At 69.0% G+C, this 20,237-nt stretch carries 24 protein-coding genes, 1 pseudogene and 1 other annotated feature; of the genes and pseudogenes, 12 read left to right on the top strand and 13 right to left on the bottom strand.

Annotated features, from left to right (window positions below):
* The first annotated feature begins 29 nt into the window (after positions 1–29).
* Positions 30–1,271: pseudogene (locus tag BLW81_RS27105) on the top strand (IS3 family transposase).
* Positions 305–422 (top strand) — a sequence feature (AL1L pseudoknot). It overlaps the preceding pseudogene by 118 nt.
* 156 nt (positions 1,272–1,427) lie before the next feature.
* On the opposite strand, the gene BLW81_RS27100 reads toward BLW81_RS27105, so the two are convergent.
* Positions 1,428–1,916, bottom strand: coding sequence for an aminoacyl-tRNA deacylase (locus BLW81_RS27100; protein ID WP_083410851.1), 489 nt, complete (start codon positions 1,914–1,916; stop codon positions 1,428–1,430).
* A gap of 253 nt (positions 1,917–2,169) precedes the next feature.
* Here BLW81_RS27100 and BLW81_RS27095 point away from each other — a divergent pair, with 253 nt between their 5' ends.
* Together BLW81_RS27095 and rsrA are read left to right on the top strand one after the other, a co-directional pair.
* Positions 2,170–2,832, top strand: a complete 663-nt coding sequence (locus BLW81_RS27095; protein WP_407662363.1) for a sigma-70 family RNA polymerase sigma factor — start codon at positions 2,170–2,172, stop codon at positions 2,830–2,832.
* Complete coding sequence (gene rsrA, locus BLW81_RS27090) at positions 2,829–3,137, top strand: mycothiol system anti-sigma-R factor (RefSeq protein WP_083409876.1); 309 nt, start codon at positions 2,829–2,831, stop codon at positions 3,135–3,137. Before BLW81_RS27095 ends, rsrA begins: the two co-directional genes overlap by 4 nt.
* Before the next feature lie 6 nt (positions 3,138–3,143).
* On the opposite strand, the gene BLW81_RS30320 is transcribed toward rsrA, so the two are convergent.
* On the bottom strand, positions 3,144–3,218 hold the full coding sequence (locus tag BLW81_RS30320) for a 50S ribosomal protein bL37 (protein WP_011728008.1): 75 nt from the start codon (positions 3,216–3,218) through the stop codon (positions 3,144–3,146).
* Positions 3,219–3,385: 167 nt separating this feature from the next.
* Between BLW81_RS30320 and BLW81_RS27085 the strand changes: the two genes are divergently transcribed.
* Complete coding sequence (locus BLW81_RS27085; protein ID WP_083410850.1) at positions 3,386–3,601, top strand: biotin/lipoyl-binding carrier protein; 216 nt, start codon at positions 3,386–3,388, stop codon at positions 3,599–3,601.
* Between the two features lie 35 nt (positions 3,602–3,636).
* The gene (locus tag BLW81_RS27080) at positions 3,637–5,124 is read left to right on the top strand and encodes a two-component system sensor histidine kinase PdtaS (protein ID WP_083409875.1); all 1,488 of its coding nucleotides are present in this window, start codon (positions 3,637–3,639) and stop codon (positions 5,122–5,124) included.
* Positions 5,125–5,241: 117 nt separating this feature from the next.
* Here BLW81_RS27080 and whiB1 read toward each other — a convergent pair whose 3' ends face one another.
* Together whiB1 and BLW81_RS27070 are read right to left on the bottom strand one after the other, a co-directional pair.
* On the bottom strand, positions 5,242–5,496 hold the full coding sequence (gene whiB1 / locus BLW81_RS27075) for a transcriptional regulator WhiB1 (protein WP_014208822.1): 255 nt from the start codon (positions 5,494–5,496) through the stop codon (positions 5,242–5,244).
* Positions 5,497–5,735: 239 nt separating this feature from the next.
* On the bottom strand, positions 5,736–6,701 hold the full coding sequence (locus BLW81_RS27070; RefSeq protein WP_083409874.1) for a diacylglycerol/lipid kinase family protein: 966 nt from the start codon (positions 6,699–6,701) through the stop codon (positions 5,736–5,738).
* A 67-nt stretch (positions 6,702–6,768) separates the two neighbouring features.
* Here BLW81_RS27070 and BLW81_RS27065 point away from each other — a divergent pair, with 67 nt between their 5' ends.
* The gene (locus tag BLW81_RS27065; RefSeq protein ID WP_083409873.1) at positions 6,769–7,197 is read left to right on the top strand and encodes a hypothetical protein; all 429 of its coding nucleotides are present in this window, start codon (positions 6,769–6,771) and stop codon (positions 7,195–7,197) included.
* On the opposite strand, the gene BLW81_RS27060 is transcribed toward BLW81_RS27065, so the two are convergent.
* Genes BLW81_RS27060 through BLW81_RS27050 form a run of 3 tightly spaced genes read right to left on the bottom strand, consistent with a single transcriptional unit; the run spans position 7,146 to position 9,330 of the window.
* Complete coding sequence (locus BLW81_RS27060; protein ID WP_083409872.1) at positions 7,146–7,631, bottom strand: GNAT family N-acetyltransferase; 486 nt, start codon at positions 7,629–7,631, stop codon at positions 7,146–7,148. The genes BLW81_RS27065 and BLW81_RS27060 overlap by 52 nt on opposite strands.
* Positions 7,628–8,722 (bottom strand): isochorismate synthase, encoded by a 1,095-nt coding sequence (locus BLW81_RS27055; RefSeq protein ID WP_083409871.1) that lies wholly within the window; start codon positions 8,720–8,722, stop codon positions 7,628–7,630. The genes BLW81_RS27060 and BLW81_RS27055 overlap by 4 nt, the downstream gene beginning before the upstream one ends.
* A complete protein-coding gene (locus BLW81_RS27050; protein ID WP_083409870.1) occupies positions 8,719–9,330 on the bottom strand; it encodes an acid phosphatase in 612 nt (203 codons plus the stop codon). Before BLW81_RS27050 ends, BLW81_RS27055 begins: the two co-directional genes overlap by 4 nt.
* A gap of 51 nt (positions 9,331–9,381) precedes the next feature.
* Here BLW81_RS27050 and BLW81_RS27045 point away from each other — a divergent pair, with 51 nt between their 5' ends.
* On the top strand, positions 9,382–10,185 hold the full coding sequence (locus BLW81_RS27045; protein WP_083409869.1) for a ParA family protein: 804 nt from the start codon (positions 9,382–9,384) through the stop codon (positions 10,183–10,185).
* Here BLW81_RS27045 and BLW81_RS27040 read toward each other — a convergent pair.
* Positions 10,182–11,393, bottom strand: a complete 1,212-nt coding sequence (locus BLW81_RS27040; RefSeq protein WP_083409868.1) for an Rv3212 family protein — start codon at positions 11,391–11,393, stop codon at positions 10,182–10,184. The two genes, BLW81_RS27045 and BLW81_RS27040, sit on opposite strands and share 4 nt — an antisense overlap.
* A 19-nt stretch (positions 11,394–11,412) precedes the next feature.
* The gene (locus tag BLW81_RS27035) at positions 11,413–12,873 is read right to left on the bottom strand and encodes a DEAD/DEAH box helicase (RefSeq protein WP_083409867.1); all 1,461 of its coding nucleotides are present in this window, start codon (positions 12,871–12,873) and stop codon (positions 11,413–11,415) included.
* Positions 12,874–13,103: 230 nt separating this feature from the next.
* Between BLW81_RS27035 and BLW81_RS27030 the strand changes: the two genes are divergently transcribed.
* Entirely contained in the window at positions 13,104–13,799 is a 696-nt protein-coding gene (locus BLW81_RS27030) for a ferritin-like fold-containing protein (protein WP_083409866.1), read from the top strand.
* Positions 13,800–13,803: 4 nt separating this feature from the next.
* On the opposite strand, the gene BLW81_RS27025 is transcribed toward BLW81_RS27030, so the two are convergent.
* The gene (locus tag BLW81_RS27025; RefSeq protein ID WP_083409865.1) at positions 13,804–14,565 is read right to left on the bottom strand and encodes a hypothetical protein; all 762 of its coding nucleotides are present in this window, start codon (positions 14,563–14,565) and stop codon (positions 13,804–13,806) included.
* 248 nt (positions 14,566–14,813) lie between these two features.
* Between BLW81_RS27025 and BLW81_RS27020 the strand changes: the two genes are divergently transcribed.
* Positions 14,814–15,059, top strand: coding sequence for a DUF3107 domain-containing protein (locus tag BLW81_RS27020; RefSeq protein WP_083409864.1), 246 nt, complete (start codon positions 14,814–14,816; stop codon positions 15,057–15,059).
* Here BLW81_RS27020 and BLW81_RS27015 read toward each other — a convergent pair.
* On the bottom strand, positions 15,056–15,718 hold the full coding sequence (locus tag BLW81_RS27015; protein WP_083410849.1) for an HTH-type transcriptional activator FasR: 663 nt from the start codon (positions 15,716–15,718) through the stop codon (positions 15,056–15,058). The two genes, BLW81_RS27020 and BLW81_RS27015, sit on opposite strands and share 4 nt — an antisense overlap.
* 172 nt (positions 15,719–15,890) lie before the next feature.
* Here BLW81_RS27015 and BLW81_RS27010 point away from each other — a divergent pair, with 172 nt between their 5' ends.
* From BLW81_RS27010 to BLW81_RS27000, 3 genes are all read left to right on the top strand, one after another.
* Positions 15,891–16,931: a DUF3152 domain-containing protein gene (locus tag BLW81_RS27010; RefSeq protein WP_083409863.1), complete on the top strand. Its 1,041-nt coding sequence runs from the start codon at positions 15,891–15,893 to the stop codon at positions 16,929–16,931.
* Positions 16,932–17,078: 147 nt separating this feature from the next.
* Positions 17,079–18,257 carry an adenylyltransferase/sulfurtransferase MoeZ gene (gene moeZ, locus BLW81_RS27005; RefSeq protein WP_083409862.1) on the top strand — a complete coding sequence of 393 codons (1,179 nt, stop codon included), beginning with the start codon at positions 17,079–17,081 and terminating at the stop codon, positions 18,255–18,257.
* A gap of 36 nt (positions 18,258–18,293) precedes the next feature.
* The gene (locus BLW81_RS27000) at positions 18,294–19,148 is read left to right on the top strand and encodes a TIGR02569 family protein (protein WP_083410848.1); all 855 of its coding nucleotides are present in this window, start codon (positions 18,294–18,296) and stop codon (positions 19,146–19,148) included.
* On the opposite strand, the gene BLW81_RS26995 is transcribed toward BLW81_RS27000, so the two are convergent.
* Positions 19,145–19,441: an MGMT family protein gene (locus BLW81_RS26995; protein WP_083409861.1), complete on the bottom strand. Its 297-nt coding sequence runs from the start codon at positions 19,439–19,441 to the stop codon at positions 19,145–19,147. The two genes, BLW81_RS27000 and BLW81_RS26995, sit on opposite strands and share 4 nt — an antisense overlap.
* A gap of 2 nt (positions 19,442–19,443) precedes the next feature.
* Entirely contained in the window at positions 19,444–20,217 is a 774-nt protein-coding gene (locus BLW81_RS26990) for an alpha/beta fold hydrolase (protein ID WP_083409860.1), read from the bottom strand.
* Positions 20,218–20,237 lie beyond the last annotated feature (20 nt).

The raw sequence follows: 20,237 nt of genomic DNA, 5'->3' as shown, positions 1-20,237 counted from the left end.
TTCCGATCTCTATAGGAGGATTGGAAGTTATGCCCCGTCAGTATTCGCCCGAGTTTCGGGTGCGTGCGTTGCGTTTGGTGGACACCACAATGGAGTCTGCGGAAGTGTCTGAGTTCGAGGCGATCAAGTCTGTTGCGAGCAAACTCGGGGTTGCCGAGGAGTCGGTGCGTCGGTGGCGGCGTAAGTCGCAGATCGATGCCGGCGAACGCCCTGGCGTGACGACCTCCGAGCACGCTGAGATTCGCCGCCTCAAGCGCGAGGTCGCCGAATTACGAAGAGCGAACGAGATTTTGAAGTCTGCGTCAGCGTTTTTCGCAGCGGAACTCGACCGCCCAGGAACGAAATGATCGCCTACATCGATGCGCATCGCGATCAGTTCGGGGTCGAGTTCATCTGCCGTGTTCTGCGGGCAGCTATCCCTGGGTTTTTCACCTCCCGCGGTTACCGCGACGCCAAGACCCGCCCCCGCTGCGACCGCGCTCTGCGCGATGAGCTGCTGATCGCCGAGCTGGCCACCGTGCACCGGGCGAACTACTCGGTCTACGGCGTCAAGAAAATGCAGCACGCCATGATCCGGCGTGGCTGGTCGATCGGACGCGAACAAACCCGCAGGTTAATGCACTTGGCTGGCCTGCGCGGTGTGCGGCGCGGCAAACCGGTATTCACCACAATCACCGACCCCGCCGCGGCCCGACCGGCCGATCTGGTCAACCGGCAGTTCGCCACCAGCGCACCCAATCGGCTCTGGGTCGCCGACATCACCTACGTGCGGACCTGGCAGGGGTTCTGCTACACCGCGTTCGTCACCGATGCCTGCACTAAACGGATCGTCGGGTGGGCGGTGTCGCCCACGATGAGCACCGAAGACTTACCTCTTCAGGCGTTCAATCATGCTGTTTGGCAACAGAACTCAGATCTTTCTGAGTTGATCCCATCATTCCGACCGCGGATCGCAATACCTATCGCTGACCTATACCGAGCGGCTACTTGAGCTCGACATCGCGCCATCGGTGGGATCTCGCGGAGATAGCTATGACAACGCCCTGGCCGAAGCAGTCAACGCCGCCTACAAAACAGAACTGATCTACCGCGGCCGGCGCTGGCGCGGCGTCGACGACGTCGAACTGGCAACCGCTCAATGGGTGGCCTGGTACAACCAGGAACGCCTGCACGAAGCCCTCGGCTACCTCACCCCAGCCGAGTACGAGACCGCCCTCACCGCGGACTCACACCATGCGAGCCAGCCAGCCCCGGCCCTCGCAACCGCATAGGAAGAAAACCTGGGGTAGTTCACACCTCGCCGCCCACCTCTGGCGAGTCATGCACGCCGATGAACTACGCATCACCGGCCGACCTCCAACAACCATCCAGAAGGCGTCTTGACAAATAGAGAGGCACCACGTTCGGCGCGAAAAGGCGAGAAAAGGTCAGGCGCAGATGTCCGCCGTCGCCGCGCCGGTCAGCCGAACCAGGTCCTGCGGCGCCACCGCCACATCCCATCCGCGTTTCCCCGCGCTGCACAACACCCGGTCCCACTGCAGCGCGGACTCGTCGACGACGGTCGGCAGCGGCTTGCGCTGGCCCAGCGGCGAGATCCCGCCCAGCACGTAGCCGGTGGACCGTTCGGCGGCGGCCTTCTCGGTCATGGTGACCTTGGGAACGCCCAGCGCCGCCGCGGCCGCCTTCAGCGACAACCGCGCGGGCACCGGCAACACCGCGACACCCAACCCGCGCGGCAGCGCCACCACCAGCGTCTTGAACACCTGCGCGGGCTCGATGCCGGTGTCGCGGGCGAGGGCCTCGACGGCCTCCTCGCCGAACGACTCGGCGCGCGGGTCGTGGTGGTACTGCAGGACCTCATGAGGGACGCCCGCGGACAACAGGGCCGCGATGGCCGGGGTGGCTGCGCGTGGCACCGCGCCAGAATAGTGCGCACCGGACGCATCCGTGATCGGGGAACAACCGGGGCCGATCGCGGTGTTATTGACGGTGGTTGCAGCCACATGCGGCGACGACGTCAGCAGCGGCCGGCAACCCTGTCGGTCATTACCTCTACGATTGCTTGAAGGGGGTCAGGTGCCAGCGCTTGCCGTGGACATTCCCGTGCGCTTGGTGGATCTACCGGGCATGATCGGTGGCGCCGCGACAGAAGGGACGGTGTTGCCCACAATGACCGACTCCGACGGGTCGACAGGTGACACGACGCCGGAGACGTCTGCGCAGGAGCAGCCGCAGGAAACCGATGCCGAGCTGACGGCGCGGTTCGAGCGCGACGCGATTCCGCTGCTCGACCAGCTGTACGGCGGCGCGCTGCGGATGACGCGCAACCCGGCCGACGCCGAGGATCTGCTGCAGGAAACCATGGTCAAGGCCTACGCGGGTTTCCGCTCGTTCCGCGAAGGCACCAACCTCAAGGCGTGGCTGTACCGGATCCTGACCAACACCTACATCAACAGCTACCGCAAGAAGCAGCGGCAGCCGGCGGAGTATCCGACCGAGGAGATCACCGACTGGCAGCTCGCCGCCAACGCCGAGCACTCGTCGACCGGGCTGCGCTCGGCCGAGGTCGAGGCGCTCGAGGCGCTGCCCGACAGCGAGATCAAAGAGGCGCTGCAGGCGCTGCCCGAGGACTTCCGGATGGCGGTGTACTACGCCGACGTCGAAGGTTTCCCCTACAAGGAGATCGCCGAGATCATGGACACGCCGATAGGCACGGTGATGTCCCGGTTGCACCGGGGCAGGCGTCAGCTGCGCGAACTGCTCGCCGGGGTGGCCCGCGACCGGGGCTTCATCCGGGGACAGATGGACACGCCCGAGGAGGTTACGTCGTGAGCGATCGCTCAGACGCCGAAGAGCGCTGGAGCCCGCCGATCGGGCCGGTCGATCCGGAGCACCCCGAATGTGCCGCGGTGATCGCCGAGGTGTGGACGCTGCTCGACGGCGAATGCACCCCCGAAACGCGTGACAAGCTGCGCCATCACCTCGAGGAATGCCCCACCTGCCTGCGCCACTACGGCGTCGAGGAGCGGGTCAAGAACTTGATCGCGCAGAAGTGCGGAGGCGAGAGGGCGCCGGACAGCCTGCGTGAGCGGCTGCGCATCGAGATCAGCCGCACCACGATCATCCGCCGCGGCTAGCTGGTATCAGGCGTTGGGCCGCTTGCCGTGGTTGGCCTTGGAGTGCTTGCGGTCACGCTTCTTGCGGCCACGCTTGGCCATGATGGTCCTCCATACAGTCGGGGTGTGATGAGCTCCGCCGTCGGGCGGACGCGATGACACCATTGTGTCATGGCCCGGCGACAGCACTGACGCCGCGGGGTTGTGGTTCGATAGGACCCTGTTGGCAGCCGGTGCGCCGGTGAACTGGAAGCTCCGAAGGGGTGAAGATGGCCGAGGACGTTCGCGCTGAGATCGTGGCCAGTGTGCTGGAGGTCGTGGTGAGCGAGGGCGATCAGATCGGCGAGGGCGACACCCTGGTGCTGCTGGAGTCGATGAAGATGGAGATCCCAGTGTTGGCCGAGGTGGCGGGCACCGTCAGCAAGGTCAGCGTCTCCGCCGGCGACGTCATCCAGGCCGGCGATCTCATCGCGGTGATCAGCTGATCGTCCGCGTGCCGCGCTGCCGGAAGTAATTCGCGATGTCCACCCTCGGTGATCTGCTCGCCGAGCACACCATGCTGCCCGGCAACGCCGTCGACCACCTGCACGCGGTGGTGGGCGAGTGGCAACTGCTCGCCGACCTGTCCTTCGCCGACTACCTGATGTGGGTGCGCCGCGACGACGGTGCGCTGGTCTGCGTGGCGCAGGTGCGCCCCAACACCGCCTCCACCGTGCTGCTGGCCGACGCCGTCAGCACGCTGGCCGACGCCGACGCGCTGCCGGTCGTGACCGCCGCCTTCACCTCCGGCGAGATCGTGGTGGGAGCCGGTACGGGACAACAGGTTTCGCCCGGCCTCAACGTCGAGGCCGTCCCGGTGCGCTACAAGGACGAGGTGGTCGCGGTGCTGACGCACCAGACCGCGCTGCCGTCGCGCAAGGCCAGCCCGCTCGAAGGCGCCTACCTCGACTGCGCGGGCGATCTTCTGCTCATGCTGTCCGAGGGCACCTTCCCCAACGTCGGGGACCTCGCGATGTCCCGGTCGAGCCCGCGGGTGGGCGACGGCTTCATCCGGCTCGACGGCGCGGGGGTCGTCACCTTCGCCAGCCCGAACGCGATCTCGGCGTACCACCGCATGGGGCTGGCCGCCGAACTGGAGGGCCACAACTTGGTCAGCGTGACCCGGCCGCTGATCGGCGATCCGTTCGAGGCCCAGGAGCTGGCCAACCACATCCGCGACTCGCTGGCCGGCGGATCGAGCATGCGCATGGAGGTCGATGCCGGCGGCGCCGCGGTGCTGCTGCGCACCCTGCCGCTGGTGGTGCACGGCGAGGCGGTCGGCGCCGCCGTGCTGATCCGCGACGTCACCGAGGTCAAGCGCCGCGACCGCGCGCTGCTGTCCAAGGACGCCACCATCCGCGAGATCCACCACCGCGTGAAGAACAACCTGCAGACCGTCGCGGCGCTGCTGCGGCTGCAGGCCCGCCGCACCAACAACGCCGAGGGCCGCGAGGCGTTGATCGAGTCGGTGCGCCGGGTGTCGTCGATCGCGTTGGTCCACGACGCGCTGTCGATGTCGGTCGACGAGGAGGTCAACCTCGACGAGGTCGTCGACCGCATCCTGCCGATGATGAACGACGTTGCCGCCGTTGACAGTCCGATCCGCATCACCCGCGTCGGCGACCTCGGTGTGCTCGACGCCGACCGCGCGACCGCGCTGATCATGGTGATCACCGAACTGGTGCAGAACGCGATCGAGCACGCCTTCGACCCGGCCACCCGGCAGGGTTGCGTCACGATCCGGTCGGAGCGCTCGGCGCGCTGGCTCGACGTCGTGGTCCACGACGACGGCCGCGGGCTGCCCGAGGGGTTCAGCCTGGAGAAGTCCGACCGGCTCGGCCTGCAGATTGTGCGGACCCTGGTGTCGGCCGAACTCGACGGGTCACTGGGGATGCACGAGGTGCCGACCGGGGGCACCGACGTGGTGCTGCGGGTGCCGCTGGGGCGCCCGCGCCGGGCCGCACAGTAGCCAGATCACGATTCGCAATTTGACCAATAAATCGCGAATCGGCGCTCATTGAATTTGCAGAAAGATACGGCCCCGACATATGTCGGGGCCGTATTGATAATTGCGCGGATGCGGCGATCAGACTCCGCTGCGAGCCTTGGTGCGGGCGTTCCGGCGCTTGAGTGCACGCCGCTCGTCCTCGCTCATGCCGCCCCACACGCCTGCGTCCTGTCCGGACTCCAATGCCCAGGTGAGGCACTCGGTGGTCACCGGGCAGCGGTTACACACGAGCTTCGCGTCGGCGATCTGCGCGAGCGCCGGGCCGCTGTTTCCCACCGGGAAGAACAGTTCCGGATCCTCGTCGCGACAGACGGCCTTATGGCGCCAATCCATAGATCTAACTCTCCTTAATCGTTGGCACAGCACGGCGCACGAGCTTTTCTTCGGCTGTTAACGCGTGCACATGAAATGTTTCAGCACTGTTGCTATCGATGTTTTCACAGCCTCGACAGATGTCAATACTCGCGAGTTAACAAGTGCGCAATCTCACTAGCACGGTCGGTTGGCGGACCACTCACTCGGCTGTACTAGACTCGATCCAACTGCGCCTTCAACTCTACGCCGTAACGGTGTCACCGCTGGTGAGAGATGTTTTCCGGCGCAGGCGCCAGCACTCCCAACGCGTCCGGAACGGCCCGGAACGTCATCGAGTCCCGCGGTCCCAGGAAATCTCCGTCGATCTGACAGGCGACCGGTGCGTCGCTCGTCACACGCAGCCACGGCAGGTCGTCGTCGCGGATCAGATGCTTGGCCACGATGCGGGACTTCTTCGACAGCATCCGTCGCACCAGCCCCAGATTGGCCCACACGCTCATGCTGGTGGTGGCGAACACCCCGAGCCCGGTCTCGAACGTCGTCGACGGGTTCGTCCACACCGGCCTGGCGTTGGCATACGTCCACGGGCTGGCGTTGGAGACGAACGCGAAGTGCACGCCGGTGACCGGTTCGCGGTCGGGCAGGTGCAACGTCAGCGCCGGTTCCTCGCGGGCGCTGGCCAGCACCTCGCGGATCGCGACCCGCACGTAGCGGCCTGCGGTGACCTTGCGGCCCTTCGCGCGCTGCGCCTCGACGGCGGCCACCACGTCGCCGTCGACGCCCATGCCGGCCGTGAACACCCCCCAGCGCTCACCGCAGTCCATCAACCCGATGCGCCTCCAGATCTTGCGGCGTCGGTACTCCGAGAGCAGGTCGACGAGCTGGTTCGTCGCCTCGATCGGGTCCGGGCTGATTCCGAGCGCGCGGGCGAACACGTTGGCCGACCCGCCCGGCACCACCCCGACCGCGGGTGCCGCGGCGCCGGGTCCGTTGACCTCGATCACGCCGTTGACCACCTCGTTGACCGTGCCGTCGCCGCCGTGCACGATCAGCACGTCGATGCCGTCGCGGGCGGCCTCGCGGGCGATCTCGATGGCGTGCCCGCGATGGTCGGTGTGGGTGACGGTCAGCTTGACCCGGCTCTCCAGCGCATGCGCCAGTAGGTCGCGCCCGGCCGGGGTTGTCGAGGTCGCATTCGGGTTGACGATCAGCACGGCGCGCACGGGGTCCGAGCCTACTGAAGCGCCTCAGCGCACCGAACGGCCTGAGCGCACCCTCTACGCTCAGGTCGTGATCGTTCCCTCACCGACGACCGTGCGGCAGGCCGCCGTTCTCGTGGCGCTGGAAGGTGTCGCGGCGCTGATCGCGGCGCTGGTGTACGTCATCAGCGGGTTCGGGGCCGCCGAGGAGGACGGGCTGAACAAATACGGCACCGCGCTGTGGTTCGCGCTGATGGGCGCCGGCGTGCTGGCCGCGGCCTGGGCGTTGTGGACCGGGCGGCGCTGGGGCCGCGGGATCGCCGTCTTCGCGCAGCTGCTGCTGCTGCCGGTGGCCTGGTACATGGGCCCGGGCTCGCACCAGTGGCTCTACGCGGTCCTCGTCGCGCTGGTGGCGGTGGCCACCCTGGTCCTGTTGTTCAGCCCCGCCGCCGTGGAGTGGCTGGGCGCTCAGGGCAGTTCTGACGCCAGCGCCGACAAGTCCGGGCCCGACACCCGGTAGGTGATCCAGTCGCTCTGCTGCTTGCCGCCCACGGCGTCGTAGAGGGCGATGGCGTTGACGTTCCAGTCCAGCACCGCCCAACTCAGCCGGCTGTATCCGTGCTCGACGCATTCGCGCGCCAGCGTCGCCAGGATCTTGCGCGCCAACCCGCGCCTGCGGAACTGCGGGCGCACGTAGAGGTCCTCGAGGTAGATCCCGGGAACGCCGTCCCAGGTGGAGAAGTTGAGGAACCACAACGCGCCCGCGGCCGGCCGGCCGTCGACCTCGACGAGGTGCCCGTGGATGGTGGGCGCTTCGCCGAACAGCGCCTGACGCAACTGGTCTTCGGTGACGACGCACTGCTCGGAGGCGTGCTCGAACTGGGCGAGTTCGTGGATCATCGCGGTGAGCTCGACCTCGTCGCCCGCTCGCACCCGGCGGATCACCTCGCTCACGGCCGGGCTCCCAGCGCGGACAGGATCGTGGTGAATTTCGTTGTGGTCTCGGCGACTTCGTCGTCAGGGTCGGATTCGGCGACGATGCCGCCGCCGGAGTAGGCGTCGGCGGTGCGCCGGTCCGCCGACAGTTGGGCGCAGCGGATGGACACCACCCAGCGGCCGTCGCCGCGCTGATCGCACCAGCCGACCGCACCCGCGTAGAAGCCGCGGTCGCCCTCGAGTTCGGCGATCAGTCCGGCCGCGTCGGCCGTCGGGACACCGCCGACCGCGGGCGTCGGGTGCAGTGCGATCGCCAAATCCAGTGCGGTCGTTGACTTGTCGCGTAACCGACCGGTGATGCGGGTGGCCAGATGCCACACCGCGTCGGTCTTGCGCAGCTCCGGCTCGGCAGCGACGTCGAGGTCGTCGCACAGCGGTTGCAGCACCTCGCCGATCGCGTCGACGACGAGTTGGTGTTCGTGGCGGTCCTTGGCCGACGCGGCCAGCGCCGCGCCGCTCGCCTCGTCGGCCGCCGGGTCGGGGGAGCGGGGAGCCGAACCCGCGAACGGCGCGCAGACGACCTGCTCCCCGCGCCGCGCCACCAGCAGCTCGGGGCTCGCGCCGACCAGCACACTGCCCGAGTAGCCGCCGCCGGCCGCCGTCAGGTCGGCGAGGTAGCCGTTGGCCGCCGGGTCGGCGCCGACCAGCCGGTGCAGCACGGTGCGCGCATCCAGCGGGCCGTCGGCCCTCAGCCGCAGCGCGCGGGCCAGCACCACCTTGTGCAACCCGCTGTCCGGATCGCGGAGCCGCGCCACCGCCGCGGCGATCCGCGCCCGGTGCTCGTCGGGCGCCGGCAGAGTCTCGGCGATTTGCACTTCCGGCAGTGCACGCAGCGGCCAGTCGGGCAGCGCGTCGAGGAACTGCACGCTCTGCGGCCGGATCAGGGCCGCCGCCTTGGTCATGTCAAAAGGCAAGGCGCCCACGATGATCGGGGTGCTGTGCGACGCGAGCGCGGCCCGCGCGTCGGCGATGTTCGGGAAAGCCGTGTGCACTCCTTCGGCGACGACCGCGCCGCGGGAGGCCATGACGAAGCTCGGTTCGCGGGTCACCGTGGCTTACACGGATCCTGGTGGCCGGTCAGGCCCTGGGCGATGATCTGCCGGACGCCGTGCTCGAAACCCAGCACCGCGATCGAGGCGGGCGCCATGGCGAACCGGATGCCGTTGGGCACGGGCAGCTCCACCCAGCGCGCGATCACCGATCGGGAGAAGTGGGCATGCCCGACGAACACCACGTCGCGGGTCTCCATGTGGGTGAGCGCGAGCTCGACCGCGCGGTCGGCGCGCGCGGTGACGTCGGCGACGCTTTCGCCGCCGTCGGCGCCGTGCGTCCAGATCAGCCAGTCGGGCACGGTCTCGCGGATCTGCGGGGTGGTCAGCCCCTCGTAGCGGCCGTAGTCCCACTCGGTGAGCAGCGGGGTCCGGTCGGCGATGGTCAGCCCGGCCAGTTCGGCGGTGTCGACGGCGCGGCGCAGGGGGCTGCTGAACACCAGCGGGTCGTCGAGGTCGAGTTCGGCCAGCGCCTCGGCCGCCAGCTTCGCGCGGTCGCGCCCGGTCTCGGTCAGTTCGAGGTCGGTGTGGCTGGTGTGCTGACCGCTCTTGGACCACTCCGTCTCACCGTGACGGAGCAGTACCAGACGGTGCTGCAGAAGGCCCACGCCGACTGATTCTGCCGCACGGTCGCTCGCGGTGTGCGGGCCCGTGCAACGATGAACACCGTGACGCGGGTACTTGCGGTCGCCAATCAAAAGGGTGGGGTAGCCAAAACGACGACGGTCGCGTCGTTGGGTGCGGCGATTCAGGAGAAGGGCAAGCAGGTCCTGCTGGTGGACCTCGACCCGCAGGGGTCGTTGACGTTCTCGCTGGGCCACGACCCCGACAAGCTGCCGGTGTCGATCCACGAGGTGCTGCTCGGTGAGGTCGAGCCCGACGCGGCGCTGCTCGAGACGCCCGAGGGGATGGCGCTGCTGCCCGCCAACATCGACCTGGCCGGCGCGGAGGCGATGCTGTTGATGCGGGCCGGCCGGGAGTACGCGCTCAAACGCGCGCTCGCCAAGATCAGCAGCGGCTACGACGTGGTGATCATCGACTGCCCGCCGTCGCTGGGCGTGTTGACGCTCAACGGGTTGACCGCCGCCGACGAGGTGATCGTGCCGTTGCAGTGCGAGACGTTGGCCCACCGCGGCGTCGGACAGTTCCTGCGCACCATCGCCGACGTTCAGGCGATCACCAACGCCGACCTGCGGCTGCTCGGCGCGCTGCCGACGCTGTACGACTCACGCACCACGCACAGCCGCGACGTGCTGCTCGACGTCGCCGACCGCTACGACCTGCCGGTGCTGGCGCCACCGATCCCGCGCACCGTGCGCTTCGCCGAGGCCAGCGCGTCGGGCGCCTCGGTGCTGGCCAGCCGCAAGAACAAGGGCGCCGTGGCCTACCGCGAGCTGGCTCAGGCGCTGCTCAAGCACTGGAAGAGCGGCAAGCCGATGCCGACGTTCAGCCCGGAGATCTAGCCGAGCGCCACCAGTTCGCCGCCGCGCTGCTCCACCACCGTCGTACCGGCCACCGCGGGCACCACCGGTGTCGGACTGCCCGCGCGGTCCAGCGCGATGTGGCGCTCGCCGCGGCCGGTCTGCGCGTCGAACACGTCGTACCCGCTCGTGACCGGCACCATCAGCTTGCCCGCCATCACGGTGCCCGGACCCAGCGGGACGTTGGGCCCCGCCGGGGCGATCGTGTAGAGATAGCGAAGTCCGTTGGCGGAGAACACCATCACGCTGTCCCCGGTCCACCAGGTGATCAGGTCGCCGGCCCGCGACGCGGTGGCCTGCGGTGACACCGGCCTGCCCACCTGGGTGCTGGCGGTGGTGGCGCCGGTGTCGTCGACGATGTGCACGGTCGGCGTCGGGGTGGGGACGTAGACCGCGGTCGTGGTGTCGGCGACGGCCACGACGCGGGCGTCGGAGTCCTTGGCGACGCCCTCCTGCGGGATGTACTTCAGCTCGGGGGCGTCCTCGTCGTCGGCGGGCCGCAGCAGCGTCAGCCGCAGGTCGGCCTGCCCCGGACACGCCTCCAGCAGCGACACCGCGCTGGAACTGGCCTGCGTCGAGACGAACCGGCACAGCGGCGTGGCCGGGGTGCCGGGTTTGATCGGCGCGTCGAGCGCTCCGTAGCTGATCATCCGCACCATGTCCGAGCGCAGCAGTTCCAGCCGGTTCTCGCCGGCCGACAGCACGGTGGTGCCGTCGGAGGTCAGCGTGACCCGGTCATCGGCGTAGGACGTGCGCGCGGCGCCGCGCATCCCGGTCTCGGCGTCGATCGTGCTGACCTGTCCGCAGCCGCGCACGTCGGGATAGACGGCGACGGCGTACTCGTAGACGGAGGTGACGCCGCACAGCTCGAGATCACGCGCGTAGCTCCACAGCGGGGTGCCGGTGGCAGGGTCGCGGCCCTCCACCGTGCGTCCGTCACCGGTCACCACCGCGCCGCCGGCGACGATCGGCGTCGTGGTCTTGCCGCTCGGCGCGGTCCACAGCTGCCGCAGCGCGGTCGGCACCTCCCTGGCGGACACCAGGTCGGGCACCGGGGCGGCGGCCGGTCGGCTCTGCGTCGCGCGGGCGTCGCTCGTCCACCAGATCAGCCCGGCGGTCACCGCCACCACCACGGCGATCGCCACGGCCACCAGCACGTCGGTCTTGGTGCGGCGTTCGGGTTTGACCATCCGGCGGCCGGTGTCCTCGCTAGCCGGCGCTGGCCGGGGCCTTGCGCGGCCGGCGGCGCCGCCTGCGCTTGGCCGGTGCGCCCGCTTCCTCGCCGGCGCTCTCACCGGTCTCGGCGGGCTGCTCGGCGCCCGACTCGGGGTGCCCGGTGACCGGCTTGCCGCCGCGGGTGCGGCGACGGGTCCGGTTGCGGGTGCGGGCGGGCCGGTCGGCGGACTTCTCCGCAGGGGCGCGCTTGCTGCCCTGGGCCTTGACGGGCTCGCCGACGGTGCCGCCGGCCTCGGCGGGGATGCCGAGTTCGGTGTACAGGTGCGGCGAGCTGGAGTACGTCTCGGCCGGATCGGGGCAGCCGAGGTTGAGCGCCTTATCGATCATCGTCCAGCGGGCCAGCTCGTCCCAGTCCACGAGCGTCACCGCGACACCGGTCTTGCCGGCGCGACCGGTGCGGCCGATGCGGTGCACGTAGGCCTGCTCGTCCTCGGGGATCTGGTAGTTGATGACGTGGGTGACGTCGTCGATGTCGATGCCGCGCGCGGCCACATCGGTCGCGACGAGCACGTCGATCTCGCCGGTGCGGAACGACTTGAGCGCCTTCTCGCGGGCGCCCTGACCGAGGTCACCGTGCACGGCGCCGACCTTGAAGCCGCGTTCGGCCAGCTCGTCGGACACCTTCTGGGCGGTCCGCTTTGTGCGGGTGAAGATCATCGTCGCGCCGCGGCCCTCGGCCTGCAGGATGCGCGCGACCATCTCCACCTTGTCCAGCGCGTGCGCGCGGTAGGCGAACTGCTCGGTCGTGTCGTGGGTGGCCGCCGAATGCGGGGCCTCGGCCCGGATGTGGGTCGGCTGGTTCATGAACGTGCGCGCCAGCGTGATGATCGGGTCCGGCATGGTCGCCGAGAACAGCATCGACTGCCGGCTGTCGGGGATCTGCCGCAGGATGCGCTCGATGTCGGGCAGGAAGCCCAGGTCGAGCATTTCGTCGGCCTCGTCGAGCACCAGCATCGACAGGCCACCCAGCTTGAGATGGCCCTGCTGGGCGAGGTCGAGCAGCCGGCCCGGGGTGCCGACGACCACGTCGACGCCCTTGTCGAGCGCCTCGATCTGCGCCTCGTAGGGGCGGCCGCCGTAGATCGACGTGACAGAGAGCTTGCGGTCGCCGACCGTCAGGTACTTCGCGGCCGTCGCCAGGTCGTTGAAGACCTGCAGGCACAGCTCGCGGGTGGGCACCACGACCAGGGCGCGGGGCACACCGGTCAGCGGGCGGGACTCGTCGGTGGTGATCCGCTGCAGCAGCGGCACCCCGAACGCCAGGGTCTTGCCCATGCCGGTGCGGGCCTGACCGATCAGATCGTCGCCGGCGAGTGCCATCGGCATCGTCAGCTCCTGGATGGCGAACGGGTGTTCCTTGCCATCCTCGGCGAGCGCCCGCACGATCTCGTCGCGGACTCCTAGTTCAGAAAATGTGGGGTTGAGATGCGTCATACGCGAAAACGAGGCCTTTCAATCGTCATCCTCATGGCTTCCACGCGCGCACGAGTTCGAACGAATTGATGGCCTGTTAGACCGAAGCCCTGCACTGAGGTAGGCGGGCCGACTGCGTGCACGCACATTTCTTTAGGTAACGGCGGTTCAGATGCCACTGCCTTCAATCATCATACCCGGTCGATCTCGGCCTTCGGGCGACGCGCCGGGCGACGTTTATTGTTGGCCCCATGAACGCGACGCCGCCTGCACCCGAGCAGACCGATCCGGCGACGGCCGGCGTCACCGCCGCGCACCCCGGCGTCACCGAGCTTTTCGCGCTGCTGGCCTACGGCGAGGTGGCCGCCTTCTACCGGCTCACCGACGAGGCCCGGATGGCGCCCAACCTGCGAGGACGCATCAACATGGCCGCGATGGCGGCCGCCGAGATGAACCACTACGAGGTGCTGCGCGACGCGCTCGAGCGCCGCGGCGTCGACGTCGTGCCCGCGATGACGAAGTACGCGTCGGCGCTGGAGAACTACCACCGGCTGACCACCCCAAGCACCTGGCTGGAGGCGCTCGTCAAAACCTATGTCGGCGACGCGCTGGCCGCGGACTTCTACCTGGAGATCGCCGACGCGCTGCCCGACGAGGTGGCCGACGTGGTCCGAGCGGTGCTCTCGGAGACCGGCCACTCGCAGTTCGTCGTCGCCGAGGTGCGCGCCGCCGTGACCGCCAGCGACCGGCAGCGCCACCGGTTGGCGCTGTGGTCGCGCCGGCTGCTCGGCGAGGCGATCACCCAGGCGCAGTTCGTGCTCGCCGACCACGACGAGCTCGTCGACCTGGTGATGTCCAGCGGCGAGGGGCTCACCCAGATGACCGAGTTCTTCGACCGGTTGCAGCGCACCCACGCCGCCCGCATGCAGGAGCTGGGCCTGGCCTGAGCCGCTACTGCGTGCAGTTGGCGATGATGGTGTTGTTGTTCTGCGCGGTGAGCAGCGTGCCCGCGGCGTCGGTGATGCTGCAATTCAGTTGTCCCGCAACGCTTGTCGCGGTGACCGACTTGAGCTCGACGCCCGGCTCCAGCACCACGGTCTTGGCCCACGGCAGCGCGACGTTGACGTCGGTCTGCAGGGCGCCGCGCCCGTCGGTGTAGATCACGGTCACCAGATCGATCAGCTGCCGGTTGCCGGTCACCCGGTAGGTGACCGTGCGCGGCGACGCCGGCGCGGGCGGCGGGGCGGCGGCCTGCGGGGCCGGCGTCGCAGGCGGATCGGCGACGGGCGGGGGCGTGGTCTCGGCGGTCGGGGTCACCGTCGTGACGGTTTCGGCGGGCAGGGACGGCGCGATCGGCGCGGCGGTGCCCGCCGACGGGGCCGACGTGGTGGCCGGCGCGGCGGAGGTGGCTGCCTCCGAGGTCGCGGTGGCCGACACCGAGCCGCTGTCGCCGCCGCCGAGGATGATGCCAGTGGTGCCGATCGCGACGAACAGGATCACGCCCGCGATGCCGGCGATCCACATCCACCGGCGGTCGATGCGCTCCTCGTCGTACTGCGGCGCGAACTCGTCGTAGTCCTCGGTGGGCGGCTCGTGGTCGGGGTCGTACGGCGGCTCGAAGTCGTAGCCGTACCCCGGTTCGTCGGGGTAGGTGCGGATCCGCTCGGTCGGCGTCAGCGAATACGGTGAATGTGCGGTATAAGGCCTGTTCATAAAGGTTTTCCCGGATCTTGTCGCGCGCATAGATCGTTGCCGCGCCTGAGACTATCGAGGCGGATGTGACAGGTGAGGTTCGGCGACCGGTGTGTCGATTACGGTCCGGACTCGGTTCGGTCGCCGTTCGGAAGCGGCGACCGTACGAACCCGCTTCGCTGCCCGCGAACTCACCGGCGCGGCGCGGCGGCGGGGCCGTCCACTAGCCTTGGCTCAAGTTCTTCAGTGCTGACGGAAAGGGACCAGGCGTGGAGGTCAAGATCGGGGTCACGGACAGCCCGCGCGAGCTGAGCTTCAACAGCGCGCAGACACCGAGCGAGGTCGAGAAGTTGTTCACCGACGCGCTGGCCCAGGACGCGGGCGTGCTGGCGCTCACCGACGAGAAGGGCCGCCGGTTCCTGGTGCAGACGTCGAAGATCGCCTACGTCGAGATCGGCGCCGCCGATGTGCGCCGGGTCGGATTCGGGGTCGGCCTCGGGGCCAAGACCGGTTAGGAGCGCGTGAGCGGCACGTGTGACAGACCGCCCCAGGCGAACTGCACCGTGCCCTCCACCGCGGCCTCCTTGGAGATCGGCCGCTCGTTGTTGAGCCAGTAGCGCGCCGAGTCGACGCTGATCGCCACCAGCCCCACCGCGATCATCCGCGCGCGGTGCGCCTCCAGCCCGGAATCGCGGCTGATCAGGTCGAACACCGCGTCGGTGCATGCCTCGGTGGCCACCTTCACCTGAGCGGCGACCTGCGGTTCGGTCACGTAATCGTTCTCGAAGATCAGCCGGTAGCCCTGGCCGTCGTGCTCGATGAAGTCGAAGAACGCCTGCACCGCGGCGCGCAACCGCTGCCGGTTGTCGGTGGTGGTGCGCAGCGCCTGGCGGACCCCGGACACCAGGTTCTCGACATGCTTGGCCAGCACCGCGAGGTACAGCTCGAGCTTCGACGAGAAGTGTTGGTACAGAACCGGTTTGCTCACCCCGGCGCGGTCGGCGATCTCATCCATCCCGGCGGCGTGGTAGCCGCGGTCGACGAAAACCTCGCTGGCGGCGATCAGTAGCTGACCGCGGCGCTCATCGCGCGGAAGCCGATTGCCGCGGCGGCCGACTGTTTCGCCGCTGCCTCGTTGCGCGCCCCTCCTCGCGGTGTTGGCGAGATCGCTCATCACGTCCTTCATCTGCTCGGTGTCGCAACGACACTACTACCGCTGGCATGGCGCGCACGTCAGGCACGGCTTGCGGTGCCGTTCGCTGTCGGTGGCGCGTCAAAAGTATGAGGCCAGCAGGTTGTGTCATCCTGTTCCGGTGACCTACGACTCCCGTATGCGAGGGGGACAGATGGGTCCGGAGCGAAGTGGGAGCAGAGAGAACCAGGGGGGACTGCCCGCGCTGCGTGACCAGTGGCGTGAGCCGCTGCGCGCGCAACGCGACCCGCTGGCCGAGGATTCGGGGCGGGTCCGATCCAATCGCGACGAGCACCGCGGCTTCCGCAAGCAGACCTGGCTCGGCCGGTTCGTCTCGACCTACGGCTGGCGCGCGTACGCGTTGCCGATCCTGATCGTGGTGACCGCGGTGGTGGTGTATCAGACGGTCACCGGGGCCAGCGCGCCCGCGCCCAAGGAGGCCGAAGGGCCGGTGCAGGGTCCGCCGACGATCGGGGTGGCCAGCACGGCGATCATCGGCGCGCCGCCCAAGGGCCTGACCCAGTTCGACGCGAACCTGCCGACCGGAATCCTGCCGCAGGGCGGCCCGTTCACCGAGGCCGGCGCCAAGACGTGGCGCGTCGTGCCGGGCGCCGCGCCGCAGGTGGGTCAGGGCACCGCGAAGGTCTTCACCTACACCGTCGAGGTCGAGGACGGCATCGACACCGCGACGTTCGGCGGCGACGACGGTTTCGCCCGCATGGTCAGCGAGACGCTGGCCAACCCGAAGAGCTGGACGCACAACCCGCAGTTCGCGTTCACCCGCGTAGACGCGTCCTCCGGCGTCGAGCCCGATTTCCGGGTGTCGTTGACCACACCGATGACCGTCCGCGAGGGCTGCGGCTACGACATCCAGCTCGAGGCGTCCTGCTACAACCCGGCCTATCTCGACGGTCAGCCGCGGGTGTTCATCAACGAGGCGCGCTGGGTGCGCGGCGCGGTGCCGTTCCAGGGCGACGTCGGCTCCTACCGGCAGTACCTGATCAACCACGAGGTCGGCCACGCGATCGGCTACCAGCGACATGAGCCGTGCGGCGACAACGATCAACTGGCGCCGGTGATGATGCAGCAGACGTTCTCGACGAGCAACAACGACGCGGCCCGGTTCGACCCGCAGTCGGTGCAGCCGGACAACAAGACCTGCAAGCCCAACCCCTGGCCGTACCCGATCGCCTGACGTCTGTCTGCACACGACACGCCGCCGAATCTCGGCGTGCTGCGCACGCTCGCGCCCGCTCGAGCGTGCGGGAAGGACCGGGGTCTCGTTGCTGTTGAACCCGAGGCCTGCTGAGATGGACAGGGAACGTCAATAAAGGAGAGTTCGGTGTCGACACCGTTGCCGCCGCTGGTAGAACCGGCGGCCGAACTGACCCGCGAGGAAGTCGCGCGCTACAGCCGCCACCTCATCATCCCGGACCTCGGCCTGGACGGGCAGAAACGGCTGAAAAACGCCCGCGTGCTGGTCATCGGCGCCGGCGGGCTGGGCTCGCCGACGCTGCTGTATTTGGCCGCCGCCGGCGTCGGCACGATCGGCATCGTCGAGTTCGACGTCGTCGACGAATCCAACCTGCAGCGCCAGATCATCCACGGCCAGTCCGACATCGGCCGGTCCAAGGCCGAGAGCGCCAGGGACTCGATCCAGCAGATCAACCCGCTCGTCGACGTGCGGCTGCACGAGTTCCGGCTGGAACCCGACAACGCCGTCGAACTGTTCGAGCAGTACGACCTGATCCTCGACGGCACCGACAACTTCGCGACCCGGTATCTGGTCAACGACGCCGCCGTGCTCGCGCACAAGCCCTACGTGTGGGGCTCGATCTACCGCTTCGAGGGCCAGATCTCGGTGTTCTGGGAGGACGCGCCCGACGGGCTGGGCCTGAACTACCGCGACCTGTACCCCGAGCCGCCGCCACCGGGAATGGTGCCGTCGTGCGCCGAGGGCGGCGTGCTGGGCATCCTGTGCGCGTCGGTCGCATCGGTGATGGGCACCGAGGCCATCAAGCTGATCACCGGCATCGGCGAAACCCTGCTGGGCCGGCTGATGGTCTACGACGCGCTCGACATGACCTACCGCACCATCAAGATCCGCAAGGATCCGTCGACCCCGAAGATCACCGAGCTGATCGACTACGAGGAGTTCTGCGGCGTGGTCTCCGAGGCCGCCGCCGAAGCCGCCTCCGACTCCACGATCACCCCGGCCGAGCTCAAGGAGCTGATGGATTCCGGTAAGCGGCTGGCGCTGATCGACGTTCGCGAACAAGTCGAGTGGGACATCAACCGCATCCAGGGTGCCGAACTGATCCCCAAGGGCGCGTTCGAGTCGGGTGAGGCGCTGGCCAAGCTGCCGGTCGACAAGACGCCGGTGTTCTACTGCAAGACCGGTGTCCGCTCGGCCGAGGTGCTGGCCATCGCGAAGAAGGCCGGCTTCTCCGACGCCGTGCACGTTCAGGGCGGAATCGTGGCCTGGGGACGACAACTCGAACCCGACATGGTCATGTACTAACGGCTGGTTTGCCGGATCTCAGCTTAGGCTGAGGTGGTGAGTGTCGAACGGCCACCGGATCATGTGCTGGCCGCGTTCGGCCTGACCGGCGTCGCGCCGGTTCCGCTCGGGTCGAGCTGGGAAGGTGGCTGGCGCTGCGGCGAAGTCGTGCTGTCGATGGTCGCCGACCACGCCCGCGCCGCCTGGTCGGCGAAGGTGCGCGAAACCCTGTTCGTCGACGGGGTGCGGCTGGCGCGGCCGGTGCGCTCGACCGACGGGCGCTATGTGGTGGCCGGCTGGCGCGCGGACACGTTCGTCGCGGGCACACCCGAACCGCGCCACGACGAGGTGGTCTCGGCGGCGGTCCGGTTGCACGAGGCGACCGCCAAGCTCGAACGACCCCGGTTCCTGACCCAACCGCCCGTCGCGCCCTGGGCCGACGTCGACGTGTTCATCGCCGCCGACCGCGCCGCCTGGGAGGAACGCCCTCTGCACTCGCTGCCGCCGGGCGCGCGGGTGTCGCCCGGTTCGGCCGACGGCCAGCGTTCGGTCGAACTGCTCAACCAGCTCGCCACGTTGCGCAAGCCGACCAAGAGCCCGAGCCAGCTGGTCCACGGCGATCTCTACGGCACAGTGCTTTTCGCCGGTACCGCCGCGCCGGGCATCACCGACATCATCCCGTACTGGCGGCCCGCCTCCTGGGCCGCCGGTGTGGTGGTGGTCGACGCGCTGTCGTGGGGTGAGGCAGACGACGGGCTGATCGAACGCTGGGCCCCGCTACCGGAGTGGTCGCAGATGTTGTTGCGGGCGTTGATGTTCCGCATCGCCGTGCATGCACTGCATCCACGGTCGACGGCTGCGGCGTTCCCCGGTCTCGCGCGCACCGCCGCGCTGGTGCGGCTGGTTCTCTAGAAGGTGTGCCGGACGTCGCGCAGCGACACCCGGCCGTCGTCGGCGAGCACCCCCTCGGCGCGCAGCCGTTCGAGTTGGCGGGTGCTCAGGTGCGGCGCAGGCCGCCCGGACGCCCGGATGACGCGGTGCCACGGCAGGTCCGAGGAGTCGGTGCGCATGATCCACCCGACGATGCGCGGGCTGGACAGCCCTGCGGCGTCGGCGATGTCGCCGTAGGTCGCCACCCGGCCCGGCGGGATCGCAGCGACCAGCGCGCGGACGGCCTCCACCTGCTCGTCGGTGATCGCGGCCATCGCTACATCCCCAGGTGCTCGCGAATCAGCGCCGCGGTCTGCGCGGGCAGCGCCTGCGAGACCATGTGGTCGCAATCCCACTCCAGCACCTGAAGATTCGGCCCGAGCCGCTGCCCTAACGACGCGAGCAGCTCGTCGGAGGCGTACGGCGGCCGAGTCCGGGTGGCACGCACCAGCGTCGTCGGAATGTGACTGGGCGGCAACGTGGCCGGCCGCGCCAGCTCGCTCCAGTACGACAGCATCGCGGGGATGTTGATCCGCCACCCCACGCGCCCGGACGGCAGATCGATCAGGTGCTCGTCGAGTTCGCGGTCCAGCTCGGCCGGTTCGACCTCACCCCACGACCCGTTCGCCTTCTCCGCGCGCGCCTCGGCGCGGTCGGTGTAATCGGGGGAGGCGAACATGTCGTCGGCGATCTGGCGCATCCAGTCGCCGTCGAGGCCGACCGCCGGATCCAGTAGCACCAGCGCCGACACCAACTCGCGGCGGGCGGCGGCCAGTTGCAGCGCCAGCGCGCCGCCGAACGAATGACCGACCACGACAACCGGGTTGTCGAGCAGCTGCGCCAACGCCTCGACATTGGCGTCGATCGTCCACGGTGCCGCCCACGGTGACCGGCCGTGACCGATCAGGTCGGGGGCGGCGACCGCGACCCCGGGCAGGTGTCGGGTCGCCAGCGTCTGCCATCGCTGACCGTGGCCGGTGAGGCCGTGCACGGCCAGCACTTGCGCGGCGGTGTCCGGGCCGTAGCGGTGAACATGCAGGGGTCGGGTCACGCAGACGATGCTGCCAGCAT

Origin of the sequence: Mycolicibacterium rutilum (assembly GCF_900108565.1) — a bacterium.
GTDB lineage: Bacteria > Actinomycetota > Actinomycetes > Mycobacteriales > Mycobacteriaceae > Mycobacterium > Mycobacterium rutilum.
The sequence above is the reverse complement of the archived record's forward strand: the minus strand, read 5'-3'. Positions and strand labels throughout refer to the sequence as shown.